19 protein-coding genes are annotated in these 25,143 nt (G+C 61.2%); 7 read left to right on the top strand and 12 right to left on the bottom strand.

Annotation, left to right across the window (positions count from 1 at the left end):
* Positions 1 to 2: 2 nt before the first annotated feature.
* From FJ404_11495 to FJ404_11480, 4 genes are all read right to left on the bottom strand, one after another.
* Positions 3 to 638, bottom strand: a complete 636-nt coding sequence (locus tag FJ404_11495; protein MBM3823491.1) for a peroxiredoxin — start codon at positions 636 to 638, stop codon at positions 3 to 5.
* A 626-nt stretch (positions 639 to 1,264) separates the two neighbouring features.
* The gene (locus FJ404_11490) at positions 1,265 to 2,353 is read right to left on the bottom strand and encodes a hypothetical protein (protein MBM3823490.1); all 1,089 of its coding nucleotides are present in this window, start codon (positions 2,351 to 2,353) and stop codon (positions 1,265 to 1,267) included.
* The gene (locus tag FJ404_11485) at positions 2,232 to 4,889 is read right to left on the bottom strand and encodes a hypothetical protein (GenBank protein ID MBM3823489.1); all 2,658 of its coding nucleotides are present in this window, start codon (positions 4,887 to 4,889) and stop codon (positions 2,232 to 2,234) included. Before FJ404_11485 ends, FJ404_11490 begins: the two co-directional genes overlap by 122 nt.
* A 347-nt stretch (positions 4,890 to 5,236) precedes the next feature.
* Positions 5,237 to 5,416, bottom strand: coding sequence for a hypothetical protein (locus FJ404_11480; protein MBM3823488.1), 180 nt, complete (start codon positions 5,414 to 5,416; stop codon positions 5,237 to 5,239).
* Positions 5,417 to 5,590: 174 nt separating this feature from the next.
* Here FJ404_11480 and FJ404_11475 point away from each other — a divergent pair, with 174 nt between their 5' ends.
* Positions 5,591 to 6,943: an MBL fold metallo-hydrolase gene (locus tag FJ404_11475; protein MBM3823487.1), complete on the top strand. Its 1,353-nt coding sequence runs from the start codon at positions 5,591 to 5,593 to the stop codon at positions 6,941 to 6,943.
* 38 nt (positions 6,944 to 6,981) lie between these two features.
* Here FJ404_11475 and FJ404_11470 read toward each other — a convergent pair whose 3' ends face one another.
* The 3 genes from FJ404_11470 to FJ404_11460 all read right to left on the bottom strand — a co-directional run bounded on the left by FJ404_11470 (position 6,982) and on the right by FJ404_11460 (position 10,234).
* Positions 6,982 to 7,671 (bottom strand): hypothetical protein, encoded by a 690-nt coding sequence (locus tag FJ404_11470; GenBank protein ID MBM3823486.1) that lies wholly within the window; start codon positions 7,669 to 7,671, stop codon positions 6,982 to 6,984.
* A gap of 14 nt (positions 7,672 to 7,685) precedes the next feature.
* Positions 7,686 to 9,692, bottom strand: coding sequence for a squalene--hopene cyclase (gene shc / locus FJ404_11465; protein MBM3823485.1), 2,007 nt, complete (start codon positions 9,690 to 9,692; stop codon positions 7,686 to 7,688).
* 62 nt (positions 9,693 to 9,754) lie between these two features.
* Complete coding sequence (locus FJ404_11460) at positions 9,755 to 10,234, bottom strand: Lrp/AsnC family transcriptional regulator (GenBank protein MBM3823484.1); 480 nt, start codon at positions 10,232 to 10,234, stop codon at positions 9,755 to 9,757.
* Between the two features lie 265 nt (positions 10,235 to 10,499).
* Here FJ404_11460 and FJ404_11455 point away from each other — a divergent pair, with 265 nt between their 5' ends.
* The 5 genes from FJ404_11455 (at position 10,500) to FJ404_11435 (ending at position 14,730) form a co-directional block, all read left to right on the top strand.
* Positions 10,500 to 10,700 carry a hypothetical protein gene (locus FJ404_11455; GenBank protein MBM3823483.1) on the top strand — a complete coding sequence of 67 codons (201 nt, stop codon included), beginning with the start codon at positions 10,500 to 10,502 and terminating at the stop codon, positions 10,698 to 10,700.
* Positions 10,701 to 10,715: 15 nt separating this feature from the next.
* Positions 10,716 to 11,348 (top strand): glycosyltransferase family 4 protein, encoded by a 633-nt coding sequence (locus FJ404_11450; GenBank protein MBM3823482.1) that lies wholly within the window; start codon positions 10,716 to 10,718, stop codon positions 11,346 to 11,348.
* A 21-nt stretch (positions 11,349 to 11,369) separates the two neighbouring features.
* Complete coding sequence (locus tag FJ404_11445; GenBank protein ID MBM3823481.1) at positions 11,370 to 11,924, top strand: glycosyltransferase; 555 nt, start codon at positions 11,370 to 11,372, stop codon at positions 11,922 to 11,924.
* Positions 11,732 to 13,060 (top strand): glycosyltransferase family 4 protein, encoded by a 1,329-nt coding sequence (locus FJ404_11440; protein ID MBM3823480.1) that lies wholly within the window; start codon positions 11,732 to 11,734, stop codon positions 13,058 to 13,060. The genes FJ404_11445 and FJ404_11440 overlap by 193 nt, the downstream gene beginning before the upstream one ends.
* 863 nt (positions 13,061 to 13,923) lie before the next feature.
* A complete protein-coding gene (locus FJ404_11435) occupies positions 13,924 to 14,730 on the top strand; it encodes a glycosyltransferase family 4 protein (protein ID MBM3823479.1) in 807 nt (268 codons plus the stop codon).
* 231 nt (positions 14,731 to 14,961) lie between these two features.
* Here FJ404_11435 and FJ404_11430 read toward each other — a convergent pair whose 3' ends face one another.
* From FJ404_11430 to FJ404_11415, 4 genes are read right to left on the bottom strand one after another with little or no spacing between them, the layout of a single operon-like run.
* Positions 14,962 to 16,356 carry a Gfo/Idh/MocA family oxidoreductase gene (locus FJ404_11430; GenBank protein ID MBM3823478.1) on the bottom strand — a complete coding sequence of 465 codons (1,395 nt, stop codon included), beginning with the start codon at positions 16,354 to 16,356 and terminating at the stop codon, positions 14,962 to 14,964.
* 39 nt (positions 16,357 to 16,395) lie between these two features.
* Positions 16,396 to 17,961 carry an MFS transporter gene (locus FJ404_11425; GenBank protein ID MBM3823477.1) on the bottom strand — a complete coding sequence of 522 codons (1,566 nt, stop codon included), beginning with the start codon at positions 17,959 to 17,961 and terminating at the stop codon, positions 16,396 to 16,398.
* A 27-nt stretch (positions 17,962 to 17,988) separates the two neighbouring features.
* A complete protein-coding gene (locus tag FJ404_11420) occupies positions 17,989 to 19,446 on the bottom strand; it encodes a DUF1501 domain-containing protein (GenBank protein ID MBM3823476.1) in 1,458 nt (485 codons plus the stop codon).
* 13 nt (positions 19,447 to 19,459) lie between these two features.
* Entirely contained in the window at positions 19,460 to 22,612 is a 3,153-nt protein-coding gene (locus FJ404_11415; protein ID MBM3823475.1) for a DUF1553 domain-containing protein, read from the bottom strand.
* Between the two features lie 702 nt (positions 22,613 to 23,314).
* Here FJ404_11415 and FJ404_11410 point away from each other — a divergent pair.
* On the top strand, positions 23,315 to 23,503 hold the full coding sequence (locus tag FJ404_11410) for a hypothetical protein (GenBank protein ID MBM3823474.1): 189 nt from the start codon (positions 23,315 to 23,317) through the stop codon (positions 23,501 to 23,503).
* A gap of 260 nt (positions 23,504 to 23,763) precedes the next feature.
* On the opposite strand, the gene FJ404_11405 is transcribed toward FJ404_11410, so the two are convergent.
* Positions 23,764 to 24,768, bottom strand: coding sequence for a carbon-nitrogen hydrolase family protein (locus tag FJ404_11405; GenBank protein ID MBM3823473.1), 1,005 nt, complete (start codon positions 24,766 to 24,768; stop codon positions 23,764 to 23,766).
* Between the last annotated feature and the right edge of the window lie 375 nt (positions 24,769 to 25,143).

Genomic DNA, 25,143 nt, shown 5'->3' with positions numbered 1-25,143 from the left:
TGCTATTGGTTCGGCTGCGGGGTATAGCGGAGGTAGGGTTTCACTTTGCGGAAACCGCGGGGGAAGAGTTTGGTGGCATCGTCGTCGGAGAGGGCGGGCACGACGATGCAGTCCTGGCCGCTTTCCCAATTGGCGGGAGTGGCGACTTTGTGTTGGGCGGTGAGTTGCAGGGAATCGATGACGCGAAGGATTTCGAGGAAATTCCGTCCGGTGCTGGCGGGGTAAGTGAGGGTGAGCTTGATTTTTTTGTCCGGCCCGATGACGAAGACGGAGCGGACGGTGGCTTTATCGTCCGCGTTGGGGTGGATCATGTCATAGAGGGTGGCCACCTTCTTTTGGGGATCGGCGATGATGGGGAAGTTCATCACGCAGGCCTGGGTTTCATTGATGTCTTTGATCCAGCCGTGGTGGGAATCGAGAGGGTCCACGCTGACAGCGATGACCTTGACGTTGCGCTTCTCGAATTCCTGTTTGATTTTGGCGACCATGCCGAGTTCGGTGGTGCAGACGGGGGTATAGTCGGCAGGGTGCGAGAAAAGGATTCCCCAGCTCGATCCGAGCCATTGGTGGAAGTCGATGGTTCCGTCCGTGGTTTCCGAGGTGAAATTGGGGGCGAGATCGCCGAGTCTGAGTGCCATATTTTATGGGTGCGAAGTGTTTTCAGGGTTATTCTGCTTGATAGGCCCAGGGTCGGGCAAGACTAGATCCCCTCCCCAAAGTCCTGGCGGTGCATGCAGAGGTTGTCGGTGACCGGGTTGTCGTGGTAACGCAGACAGCCCTGTCTGCTGTAGCGCAGGCTGCCCAGCCTGCGGGGCGACGAAGGGAACCAGGCGATTGGAGAGCATGGAAGGGCCTCGTTCTTCACCCGCCGGGCCGACTGACCGTCGGCGATACGGCAGGCTGGGCAGCCTGTGCCACACGACAGGCAGCTTTGGGATGCACGGAACGCCCGGTGAGGACACCGGGGCCTACGAACACAGAGGCAGGCGCGATTGTAGGCCGCGTGACCTCACGCGGCACACTGTCGCGGATTCAAGCTCAGTATGAAATATCCGGGCCAGGCATGGAGGGAAATAACGAGATGGAGACGGAGCCATGGAATCAGCGGTTGCCGGGAGAGGAGCTGCCGGTGGTTTGGACGACGCGGTAGAAGCGCATGCCGGAGCGCGGGGGTTGGGTGTCGCGGACGGTTGTGCGGTTGGAGGATGCGGTGGCAAGAGGCCCGATCACTCTCCAGTGGGCTCCTTGCAATTGGTCTGCCGCCTCAAGAAAGTAAGTCATTCCGGCCGACGAAGTGAAGGTCATGGAGAGGCCGGCTGGATCCAACCGAGTCTCGACAATTTCCAGTTTGCCGGTTGCGGGATTGAGGTTGTTGGGGGCTCCGGGCGTGGCGAGGGGAAGGGTGGCTTGGGAGAGTGCGACGGAGGTGGAGAAAGAGTTGTTGGCGAAACCGACTGTCAATTGGCCTCCCCCCTCGCAGCGGCTTGTACCAAAAGCTCAATGTGTAGAGTTGTCCTGATTGGAGGGGGCTCCTCAGCGACTGGCGGACGGCCTGGGATGAAGACGGAGCGGCGGTGGCCGAGAGGCGGAGCGCGTTGCGGCCTTCGAGGGCATCCGTCCCCACGACGAGACTCGACGCGTAGGCTAGGTCGAATTGCCAGATGCCGGTGGATTCGAAGCCGGGATTGGCGAGGAGATTGGGATTCGCTCCCGGGATGGGGCCTTCGACGAGGTTGAACTCGTCGAGGAGAACCTCTCCCAGTTCGGCGAGTTGAATCAAGAGAGTGGAGCCGGTGGGGCGTCCTGAAACCGACACATACTTCCAGTCATCGCCAGGGCCCGCTTGTGCATTTACGGCGCCCCAGGCGAGGGGGAGCAATCCGATGCCGGGTGTTTCATGGCTCAGACGCTGGAGAGAAGCGCCCGGAACGCTGGGGATCGGCCATGGATCGTTCGATTCGTATCTCACTGCATCAACCAAGTCTGGTGAACCGGGAGCCGCCCCGGGTCGAACAAGTCGAAGCACGGCCCCTGATCCGTCGAGCCGGCTTTCCAAGCGCGAGGCGATGGGGAGGTCTTGGCCGAAGGCGTTACGGAGGGCCTCGGGGTCCCTGGGAATCACGAGAAAGCCCAAGGGTTTGAGGATGGTGCTGGCCGGGAATTCCACTCCGGCGCCCAAGATCTTCCAGCCCGAAAGGTCATAGGCCTGGCTGAACGAGGGATTGAAGATTTCAAGAAACTCGCCTCCGGCTGCGGAGTTGTCCCAATTGGATTTCGCTGATGACCGGAGTGGGAGGCGAGGTTTCGGAGGAGGCCAGGTAGTGGATGGTGATGGAGATCTTGTTGGTGGGATCCGGAAGGCCGTCCAGGTTCAAGGTTGAGAACTGCAATCCATTCGTCCCTGGCTGGAGTGCGGTGAGGATGGTCCAGTGGTTGACGGAGGACCAGCGGGCAGGATGGGAGACACCATTGACAAGGATTTCTTTGACTTGAAGGGGGGCGGTGCCTGTGATTTCGATGAAGCTGCGGTTGGTCGTGGACGATTCAGGGATGGAGGTGAGTTGGAACGGGGCCTGGTTGGAGGATAACGTTTGTGAGATGAAATTACGTCGGGAACGGATGAAGGATCGGATGGCATTGGGATTGGCGATGGGCAGTCCGGCTCCAATGAGAGCGGCGTGGCGGGCGTCGATGACGGGGTCAAGATTGGCGGGATTGAAAGGGCCGTCCACGATGCGTTGGAAGGCCTGGAGGTAGAGTTTTCGGAAAGGCGGGTGCTGGAACATGCGCCGGACGACGGGCTCGATGGTTGAGAAGAGGTCGGTGGTGGGACCGTCACCCTGGCCGATTCCGAAGGCGATATCCCAGTGGAGGAGTCTCCATCGGCCTTGTTCGGGCTTGTAAGCATACATGTTCTTGCCACGACGGTATCCGTAGGCGTCCCAATCACCGACGGCGTGGCGAAGCGCGATGGCGGTCATCCATTGCTCGACATCAACGAGTTGGTTTACACGATCCGTGTAAGCGGCCGCGATCGGCTCGTTGACCGCGTCCACCAGCGCGAAGAGTTGAGAATAGTCGTGAGCCGATTCGTCATTTTGGAGCGAGCGTTTCCGCCAGGTCCATCGGTAACGCGCCAATTTCTTGGATTCTCCCGAGGTCAGGAAGTCTTGGAGAGAGGCGTCCACATTGCTGAATCCGAGGGCGGCATTGTCATATTCGAACCAGTCCTCAATCTTGTAGAGTTCGCCGTCCGGGTCGGATGGGAACCAAGTTTCGACGAAGTCGCCGTTGGGCTGCTGGGCGTCTTCGAAGAGGAACCCGCTGGCGGGGTTGCCGCGCTGGAATCCGTTCAGATAGAACCGGTGTTGACGTCGGTGGGTGACGGGTTGTTCGAGTTGGCTGGCGATCCAATAGAAGGTTTGTTCGCGCTGGGCGGTGTTGTCGTTGCCGAGATTGGAGGGAGGATTCAGGACGAAATCGCGAGCGCCCAGAAAGAGGTCATCCTTGGGAAACTGGAGCAGGTAATTGCAGTTGTTGCCAAGCGGGCCGTTGTAGGCTCGCCAATGGAAAGGGCTTCCGCTGTAGAGCGTGCGGATGTTGTAAACGATGCGTCCGTTTCCATCGACGAACGTGGCGTCAAAGGAATCGTTGCTGCCGGGCCCGCGGTCGATCCAGCGATCCTCGGTCGCTTGAGTGATCCAGAGATGGTAATTGCCCAAGCCGCCTGGAGGGCGTTGTCCTCCAAACATGACGAGGCATTCCCGGAGGGGAGCGTCCGAGGGGAAAACGGATCGTCCGGCTGCGAAGGCGGAATCCGAGGCTTCGATCGAGAAGGCGAGGACGACACCGGCGGCTTGTCCAGGGAGGGTGACGGAATGAATTCCGTCGCCGGCAACTTCATCCCCGAGCGTGCCGTTATCGACGAGATTGGTTGAGGGAACGGTAATGGAGGGGTCGAGGCGGTAGAGAAGTCGCGCGGATTGAACCCGGTCGGGATCGGTGATCAGAGCGGAAATCCGGATGGCTTCGCCGGCGGCAGGGAGGGCGGGATGGTGGGTGACCTGGCTGATCGCGGGGCCAAGGTTTTCGAGGGTCCGGGTGTTCGCGCTGCCTGGTGTGCCGGCACCGGGAGGAACCTTCATTCGCCCGGCGGCTTCGAGCCCGTTCCCGTGCAAACGGAACAGGATTTCCGGGTTGCCACGGAGCCACCGGACCTGGGCACGAATCGTGGCGGTGGCGCCGCGGGGAATGGTCGAGCGGAGGGGAACCATGGCCTGGTTGGGTCCGGTATCACCCCGCGCGGAGGCGACGAGTTGCAGGCTGCGTGAGCTCTTGAATCCTTCGGAGCTCACCCGGGAAGCGGCGTGGGTGCCTCGCAAGGTCCACCGGGTGAGCCCCGATTCGAAGTCTCCGTTCACCACGAGATTGGAGTCGTCGCCCGAAAGGACTTCGATATTGTCGACAAGACATTCGCCCGCGCCCATGAGGAGGACTTGGACATGATCCGCTTGGAACGCGGTGCTGGTATGGTCCAGAACTCCTGTCGTGGAGATGGTGGTCCAAGGTGCTCTGAATCTCTCGTCGCTGGCGGCCCAATGGGACGGCTCTGCGGGATCGGAGCGGACGTCCAATCTTTCCAAACTGGCTCCGCCGCCGTCGGCGGCTTCGTCCCATCGACCGCCGCCGTGGTATTCGACGGTTTCGACGGGGACGTGGACGAGATGGGTAACGGGTCCTCCCGCGTTGTTCGTCCCGACAATCCATTCGGGCATGCTGAGGGAGATGCGGTCGTTGTTGAGAGACAGATTGCCGGTGAAATTTCCGATGAGGTTGGTGGAATGAAGATTGGTAAAGAGCGTGGAGAGGTGGGCGGCGTCCTTGGCCACAACGAGGTAGCTGCGGGGAGCCAGGGTGAGGCCGCGGGGGAAGTTGAATTCAATGCCTCCTTCGAGCCGCCAATCGCTGAGGACGACAGGGGTTTCGCCCGGGTTGTGGATTTCGACGAAGGTTTCCCGGCGGTCCCGGGACAGTGGGTGGACTGGTCGTCGCTGGCGATGTCGAAGACGTACTCGCCGGTGATGGGGGGGAGAAGGAATCCGCGGAGGCGCTGGCCATATTGATCGTCAAAATCCGAGGGCGCCTCGAAGAAGTCGCGGATGATGTTGGTCGAGGACGGCTGGCTTGGGAAGCCGGGGGCGTTTGTGAGTTCGAACAGTGTGGAACCTGGAATGCCTTAATAAACTTCCCGAAGGATGCCGCCGGCTGGCGCCGTTTGGCTGTGGGCGTCCACGGTGGCAACGAGCGAAGCGAGCAGCATCAGCGAGGATAGGGCAAGGGCGTCGCGCAGGGTCCGGAGAAGGCGAGGGAGGCAGAGCCGGAAAGGCCGCGCCGTTGAAAGGAGAGGAGATTCCATGAGACTTGGGCGGCCGCAGTGGAGCTTGGTGGCCCGCACAGCAAATACTGAGTGAAGCAGACCGCAAAGTCACAGGTTTTTTGAACGGTCAGCCTCGACATTCGAGCCATCGGGAACACAATGGCGCGCATGAAAGTGCATTTCCTGGGGGCCACTCGCACCACCACGGGCTCGATGTATTTGTTGGAAGTGTTCGGTCAAAAGATTTTATTGGAGTGCGGCCTGTATCAGGGCCGGCGGGAGGAGTCGATTCAGCGCAATTGTTGTTTTCCTTTTGCGCCATCGAGTCTGGATGCGGTCGTCCTCAGCCATGCTCATTTGGACCACTGCGGCAATCTTCCGAATCTGACGAAACAGGGATTCACGGGAAGCATTTACTGCACTTTTGCGACGCGGAGTTTGGCGAGCATCATGCTGGAGGATTCAGCGAACATTCAGCGTTCCGACGCCGAGTTTGTGTCCAAGCAAAGGGCCAAGCGCGGACAACCTCCGGTCGAGCCGCTTTACACTTCCACCGACGCCGAGATGGCGATCCGTCAATTTGTGGCGGTCGGCTATGATCGTCCGGTTCGAGTGGCGAACGGGGTCACGGTGACGTTCCGGGACGCGGGTCATATTCTGGGCTCGGCGCAGGTGGTGTTGGATTTGCGCGACCCCTCCTCAAGCCAGCGGTCGCGTTATTTGTTCACGGGCGACATTGGCCGGGGCAGGGATTTGATCCTGCGCGACCCGCAGCCGGTGGAAAATGTCGATTACCTGCAGATCGAATCGACTTATGGTGGACGCGAGCATCAATCGAAGGACACCGCGGCGGAGATGTTGCGGACGGCGTTGCAGACTTTGGAGCGCGGGGGCAAGGTGATCGTCCCCGCATTTTCGGTGGGTCGGACGCAGCAATTTGTGTATGCGCTGAACCAGTTCTCGAGGGAAAACAAGCTTCCGGACGCCCCGATTTTTGTGGATAGCCCGCTGAGTGTGAACGCCACGGAAGTGCACCGGTTGCATCCGGAGTGTTTTAACGAGGAAACTTACAAGTTTTTGAGGGACGTGGCGAGTCCGTTTGAAATGGGCAATCTGACCTACATTCGCGACGTGGAGCAGTCGAAGAAACTCAACACCTTGCAAGGGCCGGCGATCATCATTTCGGCCTCAGGCATGGCGGAAGCCGGGCGGGTCCGGCATCATTTGGCGAATCACATCGGGAATCCCGAGAACCTGATTCTATTCATTGGTTATTGTGCCGAGCACACCCTGGGGCACCAGATTCTTTCCGGGAAGAGTCCGGTCAACATTTTCGGGGAGCCGCACGAGGTGAAGGCGAGGGTGCTCCTGGTGGATTATTTGTCGGGTCACGCGGATCGGAGCGAGTTGCTGGATCATGTGCGCCGGATCTCGGGGCCGCTCCGCAAGATTTTCGTGGTGCACGGGGAGGAGGAGCAATCGCTGGCCTTGGCGGAGGCGCTGGAGAAAATGAAGCCCCATGCCAAGGTCATCGTGCCCCGGCGGGGTGAAGCCCACGAGTGTTGAGATGGCTTCGGGGCGACATTCCTTCCGCATTTCCAGGCTCACTCCGGCGAGCATGTCGCTGTGTTTTCGTTTTCGCCCTGCCGACTGGGCGGCGATGATTCTCCGGCCAGGAATTCGAGGAGAGTGTTGGAGAGGCGGTGGGCGCAGTGGTTGAGTTTGCGTCGCAATCGGATCAGTTCGGGCACCAGGGCGGGACGAGCAAGCAGGTCGCGCGCGATGGCCCATGGATTCAGAGTCTGGTCGGGACGGGTCCAACGATTGAAATCCACCGGCAAGTCCTCGCCGGCCGTATCTGAGACGACGCGCAGGGTGAGAGATCGAAGGCCGAGGCGGGCGCATTCATCGCGAATCAGTTTGGATTCCATGTCGATGGCGTCCGCGCCGGTCTGAGCGTGCAGATGGGCTTTGGCCTGGGCGGTGGCCACGATGGATTCGACGTGGTGGAAGCGGGCGGGACGGGCGCCGCATTGTTGCAGGCGAGGCGCGGCAGATTCGTTGGGATCGGCGTGGAAAAGCACGTCGCCGGGGCGAAGCGAGGGGTGCAGTCCACCGGCGAAGCCGCAGGTCAGCGTCAGAGCGGGGCGGGTGGCCTGGATGTGACGGAGGACTCGCCGGGTGGTCTGGGCCGTGCCCATGCCTCCGACGAGGATTTCGACCCTGCTGGGGATTGCGGTGGCGCGCCAGGACTGGCGGAAGGGAGCCGCTTCTTCAGGGAGCGCAAACGTCACCAGGATGCCGTCCATCAACTCTGAACCGTCCGGCGGGGATCGCCGACTTGTGCCGCCTGGCCATCGAGCAGCTTGCGATAGGTTGCGAGGGCCAGCAGGGGCCAGCTATTCCGGTACATGTCGTACTTCAAGTAGAACACACGCGGGAATCCGGTGCCGGTGGTTTCGAGTTCGGACCAGGATCCATCGGGATTCTGATTGTCGATGAGGTATTGAACGCCGCGAATGAGGTTGGGGTTGGACGGATCGTCGAACGCGCACAAGCCCATGACGGCCCAGGCCGTTTGCGAGGGGGTCGAAGGGCCTTTGCCTTTGAAAACGGGATCGTCGTAGGTGTTGCAGCGTTCGCCCCACCCGCCGTCCTCGTTTTGCACGCTTTCGAGCCAGCCGCGGGCTTGGTGAAGCCACGGCTCGTTCATCGGGTGATTGAGCGCGCGGAGTCCGCGCAGAACCTGCCAGGTTCCGTAAACGTAATTGACGCCCCAGCGTCCGTACCAGGACCCGTCGGGCTCTTGTTGAGCGCGCAGGTATTGGAGCGCTCGTTGGATTTGGGGATTTCGGTTGTCGAATTTTTCGTAACCGAGCAATTCCAGGATGCGCGCGGTGATGTCGGCGCATTCCGGGTCGAGCATGGCGTTGTGATCGGCGAAGGGGACCTTCTCGAGGATGCTCTTGGTGCAATCCTTGTCGAAGGCGGCCCAGCCTCCGTCTTTGCACTGGAAGGTCATCATCCAGTTGAGCCCGCGCTGGAAGCATTCGTTGCGGGCCGCGGGGTTGCCGGTGGGGATTTGGCGGAGCGCGAGCAACACCATGGCGGTGTCATCCACGTCCGGATTCCATTTGTTCTCGTATTCGAACACCCATCCGCTGGGTTCGACGGGGGTGGGGTTCTTGTAGTGCCAGTCGCCGCGGAAGCGAATTTCCTTGGTCATGAGCCATTCACCCGCTTTCTTCATGGCGGGATGATCGGCGGGCACGCCGGATTCGCGGAGGCAGATGGCGACGATGGCGGAGTCCCAGACGGGGCTGAAACACGGTTCGATGCGGACGCTCTGGGCGGTTTCGTGCTCGAGTTTTTTGAGTTCGCGCTCGGCCCGTCGGACTTGGGGATGGTCGTCGGGGTAGCCCAGTGCTTTGAGGGCGATGAGGGCATTGAGCATGGCGGGGAAGATGGCCGCCAGTCCGTCGGAGCCTTCGAAGCGTTCGAGCATCCAGGCCTCGGCACGTTTCAAGGCGCGGCGCCGGAAGGGATGAATTTTATTTTGAGCGAACCACTCGGCGAATTTATGGAGCCGATCCAGGCCAAGGAAGAAATTGCGCCAGGTGAAGAGTTCGGGGTCCCTGGCGAGGGCGAGGTCGCGCTCGTGGTAGCCCTCGGGGTAGAGTTCGTCGAGCGTGACGGTGGGATTGAGCGGGCGGGTGGGTTTGAAATGGTTGATGATGGCGAGCGGGACGAGCATCGACCGGCTCCAGTTGCTCATCTCGTTGAAATTCACGTAGAACCATTTCCCGATGAGAATGACTTCGCAGGGGATCGTGGGGACGTATTTCCAAGGGTAGAGGCCGAGCAGCGCGAGGTAGAGTTTGGAGAAGGTGTTCATGCGGGGAACACCGCCCAGGTTCTTGGCCATTTCGCGGGCGCGGAGCATGCGCGGATCGGTGACCGGAACGCCGGCGAGCTTGAGGGCGAGGTAGGCCTTGATGGTGGCATTGACCTCCGCCGGGCCGCCGTAATAGATGTTCCAGCCCCCGTCCGGGAGCTGCATGGCGAAGATGTGGTTGACGGCTTTGCGCTGCCATTCGGGATCGGTATCGCCGGCCCAATGGTGGTAGGCCAGTTTATCGGCGACGAGGGTGCTATCGACAATCAACTCGCCGACCCAATAACCCTCGGGTTTTTGCTCGCGGAGGAGGTAACGTTGGGACTTTTCAACCGCTTCGGAAAGTCGAAGCGGAGGGGCGAATGAACTTGTTGGGGAGGCGCTGGGTGCGGGTTGGTTGCGCCCGGCCTGAAGGGTCACTGAAAACACCGGCGGAGCATGCCTTTTCGGGTTCCCGAGTGTAAAGTGGGAATTCCGGGAGGTTAGGGAGCCACGGCTAGGCGCTCCTCGACCCGTTCCGCTTTCATCAGGACCCCTTGTTCCTTGTAGGGTTTGAGCATGAAGTGGGTGGCGGTGGAGAGAACGCCTTGGAGGGTGGCAAGTTTTTCTGAGACAAAACTGGCTACTTCCCGCAGGTTGGCGCCTTCCACCACGACGAGGAGGTCGTAGCCGCCGGACATGAGGGCGCAGGAGCGGACCTCGCTGTAGCGCGCGATGCGTTCGGCGAGTTTGTCGAAGCCGCCTTCGCGCTCGGGGGTGATCTTGACCTCGATGACGGCGCGCACGAGGTCCAGGCCGAGTTTCTCTTCGTTGAGGATGGCATGGTAGCCGAGGATGATTTCGTCCTCTTGGTATCCGCGCATTTTGGATTCCACCGTCGATTCGTCCATTTGCAGTGCGGCGGCGATCTGGGCGCGGTTGAGCGAGGCGTCGGTGGCGAGGAGTTTCAGCAAAGGATCCATGGGCGGGAGGGTAGTAAGGCGGGGACTTCTTGCCACGCTTTTTTGCGTGGGGCTGCCTGGGGCATGATGCTTGAAACGGCCATTGCCCTTCCGGAATCTTCGCAAGGTCGTGACGATCACCCCATTCCGAATCACGCACCAGATCCATCAAGGAGAGGCCTTGTTCTTCCGTGCATCCCGAAGGGGTCTGTCCAGACGGGGCTGTCTGCGTGACCACGACAACCCGGTCACCGACAACCTCCGAATGCACCTCTGGTTCTTCGTCATGCCTCTCTCATCCAGGCTTTTGCAAATCTTCACCACGTTCAACTGCCGTTCCAAGGGTGATGTTTCTTCGTTGCGTTGCGCGGCGATCCGCACCTTGAATGAAGGCGTGATGACCCAGTGGATTCATGACCCGGCGGAGGCACTCGTTCGAGCGGGATGCTTCGGGTTGAGGGGAGAACGGGTTCGAGAAGGGGGTTGAGCTGATCTCGCGGGGATGCGCATCGCGATAACGAATTGGACGCCGCGGATGGCCGGGGGGGTGGAACGTTATCTGGCGGGCTTGGTGCCGAGGCTGAGGGAGCGGGGGGCCGAGATCGCATTTTTGTTCGAGAATGATGAGGCGGAAGGCAGCCGGGCAAGGGTGGCGGGGAAGGGGGTGGAGTGGCACGGTCCGTTGAAACACCGGGGGGAAGTCGCGACATTTCTAGGCTCGTGGAAACCCGAGTTGATCTACGCCCACGGGTTTCGGCGGGCGACTTTGGATCGGGAGGCAGCTGGGGCGAAGACCGTGTGGTTTTTGCATCAGTACACGGGTGCGTGTGTGGACGGTGCGAAGACTCACCGATGGCCGGTGATCGAGCCTTGTTCTCGTCCGTTTGGCCCGGGTTGCTTGGTTCAGTATTTTCCTCGCCGTTGCGGCGGGTTGAATCCCCTGACCCTCTGGCGGCTCTACCGTGAACAGCGTTACCGTCAGGAGACCTTGCGCCGAGCGCGTGTCTTGCTGACACACAGCGCTCATTTGGAGCGGGAGTACTCCCGATATGGGTTAGGGGTGCCGATTCGCCGCGTGCCCTTTCCGGCTGGGCCGGAGGCGAAGGTCCAGGGTCGCGGGGACCGGGATTACTAGCCGCCGTGGAGGCTTGTATTCATGGGGCGAATGGAACTTCCCAAGGGTGGCGACGTGTTGTTGCGCGCGGTGGATCGGATCGCGGAGCGGCAGGGCGAGGAGTTGGTCTTGACCATGGCCGGGGATGGAAGCGCGCGTGGGGCATGGGAAAGTCTTGCGTCGGGCATTCAATCCCGGCACCGGCACCTTTCGATTCGGTTTACAGGCTGGTTGGGGGAGGAGGCCAAGGCCGAGATGCTGGGGAAGGCGCACTTGATGGTGGTGCCGAGCTTATGGCCGGAGCCTTTCGGCATGGTGGGTCCGGAGGCGGCCTTTTACGCGGTGCCGAGCGTGGCGTTCGATCGGGGAGGGATTTCGGAATGGTTGCGTCATGACGAGAATGGATGGCTGGTGCATGCCGGAACCGACCCGGCCAACCGACTGGCCGATGCGTTGGAAATGGCGTTGCAGAATCGAGCGAGATTGCGGTCGTGGTCCGTGCAGGCCTTGGCGGGCGCGGATCGATTTGGATGGGAATCCCATGTGCGCGTTTTGGAGGAAGTGTTTGGGGAGGTGAGCCGGGGAGGCAGGTCGTGAAGGTGCTCCATGTGACATCCGGGAATCTCTTCGGGGGGATCGAGCGGCATCTTTTGACTCTGGCTTCACGGGACGCGGGCAAGACGGGTTTGAGCCATGAATTTGCGGTCTGTTTTGAGGGTCAGTTCGCGTCGATGCTGCGGGATCGAGGCGTGGAGGTGCGGCGTTTGTCGGCGGTGCGGACTCGATGGCCGTGGACTCGTTTTTGGGGACGTCGTGTTCTGGGGGAAGTGTTAAGGGCCTCCCGCCCCGACGTGGTGATGGTCCACAGCAATTGGGCGCTTTGCCACTTTGGATCGATGCTCGAGCGAGGGCCCGCCCCGCTTGTTTTCTGGCTGCATGATTTTGTGTCGGAAAGGCGGTGGATGGATCGTTGGGCTGGGCGGAGCCGTCCGGGATTGGTGTTGTGCAACAGCGTTTGTTCGATGGGCCGTTTGGAGGAAGCGGGATGGTTCGGAACCATCCCGAAGCGGGTGTTGCATCCGGCGTCGGAGTTGTCTGATCCGGAGGACGCGTGGGCGGACCGGCGTCGAGTGCGTGGGGAACTGGGGGTGGGGGAGGGGGCGCGTGTGGTGGTTCAGGCTGGGCGATGGGCGCGGTCGAAGGGACACGATCGCATCTTGGAGGCCATGGCTCAGGAGCCTTTGGACGGGGAGGAATGGCAATACTGGATTGCCGGGGGAGCGGGATCGCGGGAGGAGAGAAAGTGGCGGTGGAGTGTGGAGGCGCTGGCGGTGACATTGGGACTGGCGGACCGGGTGCGTGTGTTGGGTCATCGCGAGGACATGGGGGCGGTGATGCACGCCGCGGATGTTTACGTGCATCCGTGCCAGGAGGCGGAGACTTTTGGGTTGGTGTTGGTGGAGGCGCTGGGGGCGGGTCTGAAGATCGTGGCGTCGGATTTGGGGGGGGCGAAGGAAATCTTGGGGGGAGGCTATGGGGAGTTGGTGGATCCTTATCGCGCCAGGCTGTGGCGGGAAGCGATTGGCCGAGCGGTGGGGGGCGGAAAGACAGTGGAGGACGTGGAGCGGGGGCGCGCGCATGCGCGTGCGTTGTGTGATCCGGCTGGAGTTTGCGAGCGACTTTTGGCCATCTTGCGGGAGCATGCTAATGGCGGGAACCGTTTGGGAAAGTGAGTGGAGGCATCTGGACGATGAACGTTGATGCTTTGGGTTGACCGAGGACACGGTGAGGGGGAAATCACAGCATGGAAGTTTGAGGCCGCGGGCGTCGGGCGATCCTGTTGCGGGAGAAGGCACCGCGGTGGGCTGGTGGGGTCGGATTCGGGAGGTGCTGGCTCGAGATGCCTGGCTCAATTTGATCGTGGTGGCGGCGGTGGTGGTGGGTTTCTTTCATGGCTGGATCAAGCTGAAATTCCGGCATCCGGCCACGACATTTGTCTTCGATGCCCTGCTGATGTTGTCGCTTTTGCTGTGTTTTTTGAGGCAGGGCCGGCGGAGCTTTTTCCCGAATTGCGCCGTGACCAGAGCGGCCCTGGTTTTTTACGGGATCGCTTTGGCGTGGTTTTTTGTTCCTTCGAATCTTCCCTGGGTGGTCAAGCTGGCCTCGTTGCGGGCTTGGTGCTTTCCGTCGTTGATGTTCGTGCTGGGTTACCATTTGACGCGGGGAGTGGATCAGGTGAAGGGCTATTTTCGGTTGTTCATTCTGCTGGGCGTGGTGACGGCAGCGTATGGGATGACGCAGTCGCCGGAGGAGATTCAGAGGAAGAGCCTGGAGGATGAGTATTTCGCCAAGCGCTATGCCGGCGTCTATTACCAAACGAAGGAGGGCAAGGCGGGGGTGCGGATTTTTTCGACCTTTGTGAGCGCGGGCGCCCGAGCAGGTCAGGCGGCATCCGGTTCGGGCCTGGAGGCGATCGGCGTTGAGCACCGTGGTGACATTCCTCCGTCCGGCGGAAAGGGTTTTGCGGTCATTGCAAGGCGCTTTGATTCATGCACAAGGGCTGAGTTCATGGAGCGCGGATGTGATTACGGGGCACATGTGTCTTGCGGCCAAATCGAAGGCGATGCCCCCGTGCTCGTGGCGATCCTCGGTTTTTCCGCGCATGGTGACGCCCTTGGAGCGGCGGTTCTATCAGAGGCCACGGGCGCGGCAGTTGATCGCGATTTCTAAGCGATTCGAACGGGATCTGCGCGAGTGTTACGGATGGGACCGTCCGGCGACGCTGGTTTACCACGGGGTCGATGGGGAAATGTTTCGACCAGCGGAGCCGGGGGAACGGGACGCGGCGAGGGCCCGGTTCGGGTTGACGGATGGAGATTGGGTTTGGTTGTTCGTGGGGGAAGCCGCGAAGGGCTTGAGGGAGGCGGTGGGGCAACTTGCGCGCTTTCCCAAGGCCCGATTGTTGGTGGCCAGCCGGTCGGATCCCGGAGAGTTTCGAGTGCAGGCCCGGCGGCTCGGTGTTGCGGAAAGACTGGTGTTTGGTGGATTCCAGGCGCAACCGGTCGCGGCCTATCATGCCGCCGATGTGTTTCTCTATCCCTCTCCTTACGATCCTTTTGGATTGGTCGTGGGGGAGGCCATGGCGTGTGGGCTGCCGGTGGTTACGAATCCCACCATCGGGGCGGCGGAATGGATTGAATCCGGGCAGACCGGCATGCTGGCGGCCATCGGTGCCGGGGAAGAATGGTCGAACTGCCTCCAACGTTTGCGAGATCCCGGGTTCGCTCGCAAGATGGGAGCCGCGGCGAGACAGTCCGTGCTGCGGCACACATGGGCGGAGTGCGCGCAGCAGACCGCCTCGGTCTATGAATCCCTCTTGGGCGGCCAGCGAGGGGCCGGGTAGGTTTTTTGTTCAGAGCCTGTGTGGAAATTCGGCGTGGTCCTGTTGCCGAGAAGCAACGAAGCCAGGGGGGCCTTCTCCGCGAAAACTCTTCGGGCGGCGGATCTTTTGCCGACGGCCTGCGTTGGCTCGGACGGCGCAGCCCGCTGCGGGGATGCTCCGGCCTCGTCGCCTTGGCCGCCACCAAAATCTCTCGCCGCAGGACCGCGCCGAATTTCCAAACAGGCTCCGAGATCAACTCCAACCCCAACCCGGACGATAGGGTTCGCGGATGATAGGATCAGCGGCGGCAAGCCCCTTTGCTTTCAAGGCAACCGGATCCCAATGAATGCGGGAGCGGGTGCGGAGGGAAAGAATTCCTAACATGAGGATTTCGGTCAACCTGGCACCATATTCGAAATGGCTGCTCGCCGGAGGACCTCCTTTGCAGGCGTCGATCCAGTCGCGGTGGTGTCCTTTCGAACGGGCGATGGATTTTGGCGGAGGTGTGTATCCTTCGTGTTTGCTTTCGGGGAGGAGACGGGGCCTTCCGCCGAGTCCCGGGCTGATCAGGACTCCTTTTTCACCGACGTAGTAGGAACCGCGGGAAGGAAAGTTTTCGTCCTCGGGCCAGCCGTCAGGGACAGGCGGACGCAAGCCGCCATCATACCAGGTCACTTTGAGGGGGCCTCGCTGGCCGCGAGCGCCAAAGTGGTAGTAGCAGAGTTCACCGTGGGGTGAGATTTCTTCGTCCATGTTGCCCGCGGGCCGTGCGTCAATGAGGGTGGGATCTTGCAAGTCGAGCGCCCAGCAGGGTCCGTCGAGGTCATGGCAGACGAAGTCCCCGATGGCTCCGCCGCCGAAGGCCCAAAAGTCGCGCCACTGCACAGGGAAGTAGGCGGGGTGAAACGGGCGCGGGTTGCGTGGTCCGAGCCACAGGTCCCAATGAAGGCCTTTGGGAACGGGGGGGGAGCCGGGAGGCAGGCCGGTGAGGTCTTTGTTCCAGCGGGTGGCGCTCACCCAGGCGTGAACTTCACGGACGGGACCGATGGCGCCGGCCTGGATCCATTCGCACGTTTGGCGCATGCCTTCCTCGGAGTGGCCGATGTTGCCCATCTGGGTGGCGACACCGGTTTCTTTGGCGATCCGCGCGACTTCACGTGCCTCCCAGACGTTATGGGTCAGGGGTTTCTCGCAATAGACATGTTTGCCGGCCTTCATGGCGGCCACGCTGATGGTGGCGTGCAAATGGTCGGGTGTGGCACAGAGGACGGCGTCGATCGCTTTTTCCTTTTGAAGCATTTCGCGAAAATCCTCGTAGGCGGCGCATCGATAATGGGGTGTTTTGGCGGCGTAGTGCTTCTCGATGAGGGCCTGCGTGGGCAAGCGTCCGCCCTGGCCCTTGTAATAGAATGATTCGAGGCTGAACGACTCGGCTGGATCGGCGACGGCAATCACTTGAACGTCGTCCATGCGGAGCAGCGCCTGGAGGTTGACCCGGCCTTGGCCACCGGCTCCGACGAGGGCGACGTTGACTTTTTCGCTTGGGGGGATGAACCGGGCGCCGCCGAGCACGTGGCGGGGGACGATGGAAAAAGCGGCGACTGTGAACGCGGATCGTTGAACGAATTTGCGTCGGTTGATTTTCATAATGCGGGGGTGGATGGGACGGTGAGCGGGCGGGAAAAGTCAGGTCGCGGACGATTCTTCAGGGAGCGGCTTGCCCTTGGTTTCGGGCGCCCAGTAGAGCACGATCAAACCGAGGGCGTAGGCGCACGTCAAGATGAGCGCGGCGCAGCGGAAGCCGGAGAGTTCGAACTTGCCGTGCAATTCCGTGGCCAGCTTCGGAAGCAGGATGGGGCCGAACGCGGTCACGTAGCGCCCGACGTTATAGCAGAAACTGACTCCGGTGCTGCGGAGGCTGGTGGGAAACAGTTCGGGGAAATAGATGGCGAACCCGCCGAAGGGCATGAGCGTGCAGAATCCGAGCAGCGGCCAGAGGAACCAGACTTGCGTCTTGTCGCTGAAGGTCGTGAAAACGAAGACCGCTCCCGCCCATCCGCAGATCATGGCGAGCCCCAGCGCGATGCGGCGGCCCCAACGGCTGGCCACCGCGCTCAGAACCAGGATGCCGGTGAACCCTCCCACCTGCTGGAGAATGAACGCGTTGCTCTTGAGTGTTTTTTCGTCCTTGGAATCCAGGGATTTTTCGAGGAGGCGCGACATCTTATCCCGTTGCGATGGGCTCGGGGGATTCGCCGAGACGAAATCTGCGGCGCGGGCGGCCTCGAATCGGGTGCCGGCGGGGATCGTGTATTTGTAGAGATTGATGTAAGCGCGTTGCTGGGCGGGTTCGAGCCCCTTGACCGCGGCGGCATACTCGGCAGGCTGCGAGACGGCGACGATTCGTTGGAGCGATGTCTTGGTGTTGGCGGGCATGGGCAGGAGCGTGGAGTCGATCAATTCCCCGCTCCAGAAGGCCACCCCCCAGAGTCCGAACACGCCGGCGATGGCCAAACCGAGGCCGACCGCCACATGCTTCCTCCACGTGGGATGGCCGAAGAGTTTTCCGAGGCGCCCTTCCGTCTTGACCGCGCCGCCTGACTTTTTGATCGAGTCCCGCCAGGCGAGCCACTTTTCGGGTTCGTGCAGCGTGAAAATGCTGACGCAGGCAAGGATGGCCGGGGCGGCGCCGATCCAATAGAGGTTTCGCCAGCCCCCGAGCTCATCCATGTAGCGAATCATGAGTCCGGCGAGAATATTCCCGAACGCGGAGAGGGCTTGCAGGCTTCCCAGGGCGGCGGATCGGGAGCGATCGGGCATGACCTCGGCGATCAAGGCGACTCCGACCGCGAATTGCCCGCCCACACCGAGACCGGTGAGGAAACGGAAGACGCTGAAGTCGATCCAGTTTTTCGAAATCGCGCTGAGTCCGGTGAACAGCGCGTACACGAGAATCGTGAGCGCCATGGTTTTGGCGCGGCCCCAAACGTCCCCGAGCACGCCGAAGGCAAGTCCTCCAGTGGCCCAGCCGAGAATGAACGCCGTGGTCGAGTAACCGCCATAGACGTTCTGGACGTTGAGGTCCTGGCCTGCCATCAGTTCCCGCATCGTAATCGAGCGGGACATGGTGAAGAGTTGCTGGTCGAAGCAGTCGAACATCCAGCCCAAAGAGGCGAGGATGAAGACAGACCACTGGTATCGGTTCAGCCCCTTCCACCAAGGCAGAGGGGTTCCCGGAGTGTTATCAGGCATGCCGGGATTGTGGCCGATGCCAGGAGTTCAGGCGAGGAGTTCTTTTACAACGGTGGGCTCGGCGTCCACTCCAGTGAGGCGATGATCGAGTCCCTGATGTTTGTAGGTGAAGCGGTGATGATCGATGCCGAGCAGGTGGAGGATGGTGGCATGGAGATCGCGCACGTGAACGGGGTTCTCGACGATATTGTAGGAAAAATCGTCGGTTTCACCGTAGATCGCACCCCCCTTGACGCCCCCGCCGGCCAGCCACATGGTGAAGCAGCGGGGATGATGATCGCGTCCGTAATTGGTCTCGCTCAGGCCGCCCTGGCTGTAGATGGTGCGACCGAATTCACCTCCCCAGATGATCAGGGTGTCTTGGAGCAGTCCGCGCTCCTTCAGGTCGGTGATGAGAGCGTAGGTGGCTTGATCGACATCTTTGCATTGGGAGGGCATGCGGCCGTTGACGTTGAAATGGTGGTCCCAGTTGTTGTGGTAAACCTGGATGAAGCGGGTGCCGCGTTCCGCCAGGCGGCGGGCGAGGAGGCAGGTGTAGGCGTAGGTTCCCGGTTTGCGGGCGTCGTCGCCATAGAGTTTGTAAGTGGATGCGGGCTCGCCTTGGACGCCCATGAGTTCGGGCACGCTGGCCTGCATGCGAAAGGCCATTTCGAATTGCTGGATGCGCGTGTGGGTTTCGGGATCGCCGACTTCGCGGTAGACGCGCTCGTTCATCTGGCGGAGCCGGTCCAGTTGGGCGCGGCGGAGTTCCGACGGGACTCCGGGCGGATTGTTGATATAGAGAATGGGGTCGCCCTGGCTGCGGAAGGAAACGCCGGCATGTTCCCCGGGGATGAACCCGCTCGACCAGAGCCGGGCGGAGATGGCTTGGATTTGTTCTTTATTCGAAGGCTCGGCCACGAGGACGACGAAGGTCGGAAGATTCTTGTTCATGCTGCCGAGGCCATAACTCACCCAGGAACCGAGACAGGGGCGTCCGGTGACCATGTTGCCGGTCTGCATGTGGCAAATGGCCGGCTCATGGTTGATGGCTTCGGTGTGCATGGACCGGATGAAGGCCATGTCATCGACGCAACGTGCGGTTTGGGGAAGGAGTTCGGTGACCCACATCCCGCACTGGCCGTGCTGTTGGAAAGCGTACTTGGTGGGAGCGATGGGAAAGCGCTTCTGACCCGATGTCATCGTCGTGAGGCGCTGGCCGCGGCGGATGGATTCCGGCAGATCCTTGTCATACCATTCCTTCAGTCCAGGCTTGTAATCGAACAAGTCTATTTGGGAAGGCCCACCGACCATGTGGAGGTAGATGACACGTTTGGCCTTGGAGACGTAATGGGGAAGGGATGGTTTGCCGGCTTGGACTTCTCCCCAGAGTTCGGAGGTGGCGCCGAGCAAGCTGGTGAGCGCGGCATAACCGAGGGCGTTTTTACCCCGGGCGAAGAATTGCCTGCGAGTGAGGTGATGACGGTATTGTTCGTAAGGGTTCATTCGGCCTCCAGGGCTACTTGTTCAACGTTTCGTCGAGGTTCAACAATTGGTTGGCGACGATGGCGAGGGCGGCGAGTTCGGGGGCTCGCTTGGTGGAAACCGGTCCCGGGCTTTCACCCACTTCCAATAACGCCATGGCGTCGGACGTTTGGGCGCGATAATGGGCGATCGCGATGTCGTAAGTCTCCGCCGCCAGCCGGAGGTCCCCGGCGTCGAGTGATCGGAGCAGCACTTGGCGGGCGATGAATTGAATGGCCTGATCGCGGCGTCCGCGAGAGGCGCGAAACGCGCGGGCCGCCAGGTGGCGGGCGGCTTCGACGAATTGCGGGTCGTTCATGGTGACCAACGCCTGCAAGGGAGTGTTGGTGCGCTCGCGCCGAACCGTGCAGACCTCGCGGCTGGGGGCGTTGAGCAGGTCCATGCTGGCCGGGGGCGCGGCGCGCTTCCAGAAGGTGTAGAGGCTGCGCCGATAAAGATCGCTCCCCGAATCGTGGAGGTAGAGGCGGGTGTTGCTTTCCGGCATGGCCACCGCTTCCCAGACTCCCGGAGGCTGGTACGGCTTGACACTTTCACCTCCGATCCTGGGCGACAACAATCCGCTCGTGGCGAGGGCGTAGTCGCGGATCATTTCGGCGTCCATGCGGAAGCGGGGACCCCGGCTCAGGAATCGATTGGCGGGATCCTTTTCATTTTTCTGGGGTGTGGAGGCGGCGGATTGACGGTAGGTCGCCGACGTCATCATGAGCGTGTAGAGGTGGCGCACGTTCCAGCCGCTCTCGCGAAACTCCACGGCAAGCCAGTCGAGCAGTTCGGGATGCGAAGGCCGTTCGCCCATGATGCCGAAGTCGTCCGACGTGCGGATCAACCCGACTCCGAAAACCTCCTGCCACATGCGATTGACGGTGACGCGGGCGGTGAGAGGATTGCCGGCATTGACCAGCCACTGCGCTAAACCGAGGCGATTCGTCGGGGCGCCCTGAGGGATGGGGGGAAGCGCCTGAAAGGTGGCGGCTTTGACCTTTTCTCGAGGTTTGTCGTACTGGCCTCGGAACAGAACATGGGCCATCGGTTCGGAATCCATTTTTTCTTTCTGCACGTGAGTCACCGGGTAGTTCAGGATGAACGAGAGTTGCTCGGTTTCGAGGGCCGCAAGGGATGACCGCGCGGTTCGGAAAGGTTCGTGATGAACGGCGAGGAAATAATCGAGCACGGGTCCTTTCTCTTCGCTCTTCCATTCTTTGAGCGGTTTCTCGAGGAGGCTCTTCCAAAACTCGCGGGCCAGGGAAATCACTTCCGCCGAGAGCAGCGGACGGCTGAAAAACCGCAGATCCTGAATGGCACCCCCTTCGAGAAATTGTCCGGGCGAACGGTGGCCGAGCCGAAGCGGGGCGGAAGTTTTGATGGGGCCGTTCCACGAGCGGGCCTTGTGGAGTTCCAGATCGACGGGGCGTCCGTCGAGGTAGAGTCTGACCCCTTCGGGCTGGCCTGAACCGTCGTAAGTCATGCACAGATGCTGCCATACGCCCAGCTTCGCCACGTGCTGACTCGAGCGGAGTTTGACCGCGTTGTGAGGCCAGGCATGGGAGAGCTTGACTGTCAGTTTGGCTTGCTCGAAACCGATCTCCCATCCGCGCGACCTGGCATCCGCCTCCATGCGGCCCAGGATGGGAGCGACCTCGAAGTACCTGGAGGGAAAGTACGCCCAAAAGCTGATGGAGAACTCGTCGCGAGTTCCGAAATCACCCAACTCTTTGAAGGCTACCCGACTTTCCTTCTTCCAATGCCAGGCGGGGCCGAATTTGCCGTCCTTCCTGGTTTCCAATTCTCCGGTCGTCGTGGCGCGAAGGGGTTTGCCACCTCGCATGCCTTTGACACCTTCGGCAAGTTCCCCTTGCAAGGGGATCCGAGCGATCAAGCTTCGATGGAGATCCGATTCGAGCGTGTCGGCCTTGCGATGGGTGAGCCACGATTCAAAGGCATTCTCAATGCTTTTGTCCTGGCGAACATCCTCGACTTGTTTCCGGGCTTCTCCGATCTGATCTTGCAGCCGGGTCCAGCGATCCCGTTTGGCCTGATCAGGAATGACCGGGATGCTGGGGGAAGAGTTCTTGATGTTCCCATCGAAGCCTCCTTGCGTGGTGTTCCGGAAAAAGGCCTCCATGGAGTAAAAATCCTTCGTGGTAATGGGGTCGAACTTGTGGTCGTGACACGACGCGCAGCCGGCGGTGAGGCCGAGCCAGACGGCGGACGTGGTTTCGACGCGTTCACGGGCATAGTGCGCGAGGATTTCGGCTTCGATGGAGCCCGCTTCGTTGGTGGTGAGGGCGCACCGGTGAAAACCGGTGGCGATCAGTTCTTCCTGGCCGGCTTCCGGAAGCAGGTCCCCGGCGAGCTGGAGGATGGTGAAACGGTCGAACGGCAGGTTGCCGTTGAAAGCCCGTATCACCCAGTCCCGGTAGGGCCACATTTCACGATAATTGTCGAAATGAAGTCCGTGCGTGTCGGCGTAGCGGGCCGCATCCAGCCAATAGCGGGCGCGATGCTCGCCGTAGTGCGGAGAGCGAAAGAGCGAGTCAAGGAACCGCTGATAGGCGTCGTGGGTTCTGCTTCGGACCAATGCCTCCACGAACTTGGCATCGGGAGGAAGTCCGGTGAGATCGAGAGCGGCGCGGCGGGCCAGTTCGCGACGTTCGGCGGGCGGTGCGGGCGAGAGGCCGAGTTGTTCGAGTCGATGCAAGATGAACGCGTCGATCGGATTGCGGACCCAATCGGCGCGCTGTGTTGGGGGAACGGGAGGCCGCTCGGGAGGAACAAAGGCCCAATGGGGCTGCCAGGAGGCACCGAGTTCGATCCATCGTTTGATCGTCGTCTTTTGGGAGTCGGAGAGCACTTTGTGCGACTCCTTTGGGGGCATGAGATCGTCTTCGTCCGTGGTGACCAGGCGGCGCCAGAGTTCGCTCTGGCCGGGATGGCCGGGAACCACCACAGCTTGATCCTTCTTGTTCTTTCCAAAAAGACCCTCCTTCGTATCGAGTCGAATGCCTCCTTTGCGGGACCCGGGATCGGGTCCATGGCAACTGAGGCAATTCTCGGCGAGAATGGGTTTCACGTCCCGGTTGAAGCGTAGATCGGACTCGGCGGCCGGAAGAAAACCGATGGAGGCCATGAGAGCGCAGAATGCGATCGTCGGGAGCCGAGTTGGGCGGGAGAGAGACTGGAGGCGCGAGGGACGTGATGATGGCGAGGTGTGAGCCCTTGCTGGGCCGGGCTGACCGAGAGGAGGGCTTGGTTTTGGGACAAGCGGGCGGAGTGACGCAACGGGCTTCATTGGCCATGGAGCCTAGCGGAAGAACGTTCGTCCCGCAAACAGTAGAGATCACGGGACGGGAAATTTTTTTGGCAAAATATCAGCGGATCTTGAACGGCATGGCGTCCTTGTTTGTGTTGCTCCTCGCTGACCCAGTGAGAGCCTCAGATCATTTGAGCTGGGTGAGATTACGTCGAGCCCACTTGGCGGTAGACGAGGCGGAGATCGGAGGTGGAAAAATCGTTTCTGTTTCGGTGAGCTAGCCGAACAACCCAACGACCGCCGAGGCATGGACTCGGGGATGGACAGGCCGAATGATCAGGCCGCTTCCGGCTGCTCATGCACGGCCGCCAGCAGGGTCCCAATGGTGCTCTATTCCGGCGGGATGTTCATGACGAAAACGGGCGACGCGTCCGCAGGAACGATCGCACTACGGATATGACGCCGCCGGGAGCGTTCTGGCCCGGACCAGCCATAATGGACGCGTGCCCTCGACGTTTTTCAGCAAAAACCAACCCGACAGCGTGACCCGAGAGGGCACCTTCACCGTGGGCGCGACCGATGCCCCGGGGACGGACCGCCGGCGTCACCAACACCGTCTATCTCCCCTTCAACGTGACCTGCACCGACGGCACCGACGGCAACATGAGGTCAGACGGACGGATGAGCTACACCTGGGACGACGAGAGTCAGGTGATCTCACTGACGAGGCTGGTGTTTGAAAGATTGAATTCGTTCATGACAACCTGAAACAAAAGGCTCGCGAATGAAGATAGATACAACGCACTTGCTTAACATCATAGAAGTGGCCGAAGTGCGATCGTAAGGGTTTCGAAAATAGTTCCGAAGTGCCATCGCATGTGGTTTCCAAATCGATGGTCATGTGGGGAAGGGGATCTCGGAGATTATCTAAGTTGTGCCCCTCTCCCTCTGCGTTGTCTTCATGAACATCGGTGATTCTGCTGATGGTGTGAAGCCGGCATGAAGCCCCAGCCTTCGGCGCTCGCCGGTCACGGTTCGGCACGCGCATCCAATTGCCGCGGATGCCGGGTGGGTTCGCCCCAGGTCAGGAGCTCGTCGTCGCGCAGGCGCAGTGGCTTTGGGTTGTGATACCAGCCGTTTTGGGAAAGGCCATCCGGGAAGTCGTGCACCAAGAGGCCGGGTTCGTTGATCGCCAACTGCTGCGCAATCGTGGCATCGGGCCGGGCCACAAACGAACCCCAATGCGAATAGGGCTGCGAGGAATTGTTCGCGACGGCCCACAGGCGATTATCCGCGCAGCGCGTCGGGACCTGGCGCACGCTCAGCACGTCGAGGCAGTTTGCGCCCTTGCCACGGGCGTTGTGAAACGAGTGCAGCATCAGGGTCACCCCGCGTTCCCGGTAGGCCATGTAGATTTGCGGCCAGCAGATGTCGTAGCAAATCGCCAGACCCACGCGGACGCCGCGAATGTCGTGCACCGCGAAATGGTTGCCAGCGGAATAGCATTTCTGGTCGCCGCCGGTGCACATGCATTTGTCATAGCGATCCACGACTTGGCCGTCGGGGCCGATCAAGTAAAGGCAGTTGGTCGGCTTGGTCTCCGCATCGAGGTAATGGGCCGAGCCGAGGACAAGCCACAGACTCAGCGCTTTCGCCAACTCACGGAGCACGGAGGTTTCCTTGCGGAGCAACGCCCAATCGTAGCCGGCGAACGACCGCAAATCCACGCCCGCGTAACCGGAAAGGCTGGCTTCGGACGTGTGCAACAAGTGCGCGCCCGCCTTCGCACCCCGGCGCATGAACTCCCGAATCTGCCGGGCATTCTCCGTCACGTCGCCACTCACCGGGAACTGGCACGAGGCCACGCGGAGTTTGTCTTTGGGCCGAGGGGACTCCGGCGGCAACGGGTTCGCCTTCCTGGTTTCCTCTGCCGCAGGGACTCTGGCCGCAAGCGCGGCAAAGGCCGCTCCGCCCAAGCCCAAAGCGGCGCGGCGCGACAGGGACATATTGGGGAGGTCAGGGATTCCGTTCATGGCGATGTTTCCTTTCCAATCTTGCTGCGACTCAAGGTCTGTTGGCTCTCGCCCCGGTCGCGGCTAATTGCCACCAAGGTCACGTCGGGGCCTGGACGGTTCTCAACTTCGTGCGGCGCGTCTCGAACCGTGCTGCCTGGCACAGGACGGAGAGTTGCCCTAAGCGATCGGGGTCCGAGACGCAAATACCCGTGTTCCCGCGCCGCCCAATCGCCCAACCCGGTCTAGCCGTCCGTCCCGAAGTTTGTCTGTTGTGTGGCGCAGGCTGCCCAGCCTGCCGTATCGCCGACTGCCTGACGGACCGGCGGGTGGAGGACGAGGCCCTTCCATGCTCTCCACGCGCCTGGTTCCCTTCGTCGCCCCGCAGGCTGGGCA

Source organism: Verrucomicrobiota bacterium, assembly GCA_016871495.1.
Taxonomy (GTDB): Bacteria; Verrucomicrobiota; Verrucomicrobiia; order Limisphaerales; family VHDF01; genus VHDF01.
The sequence above is the reverse complement of the archived record's forward strand: the minus strand, read 5'-3'. Positions and strand labels throughout refer to the sequence as shown.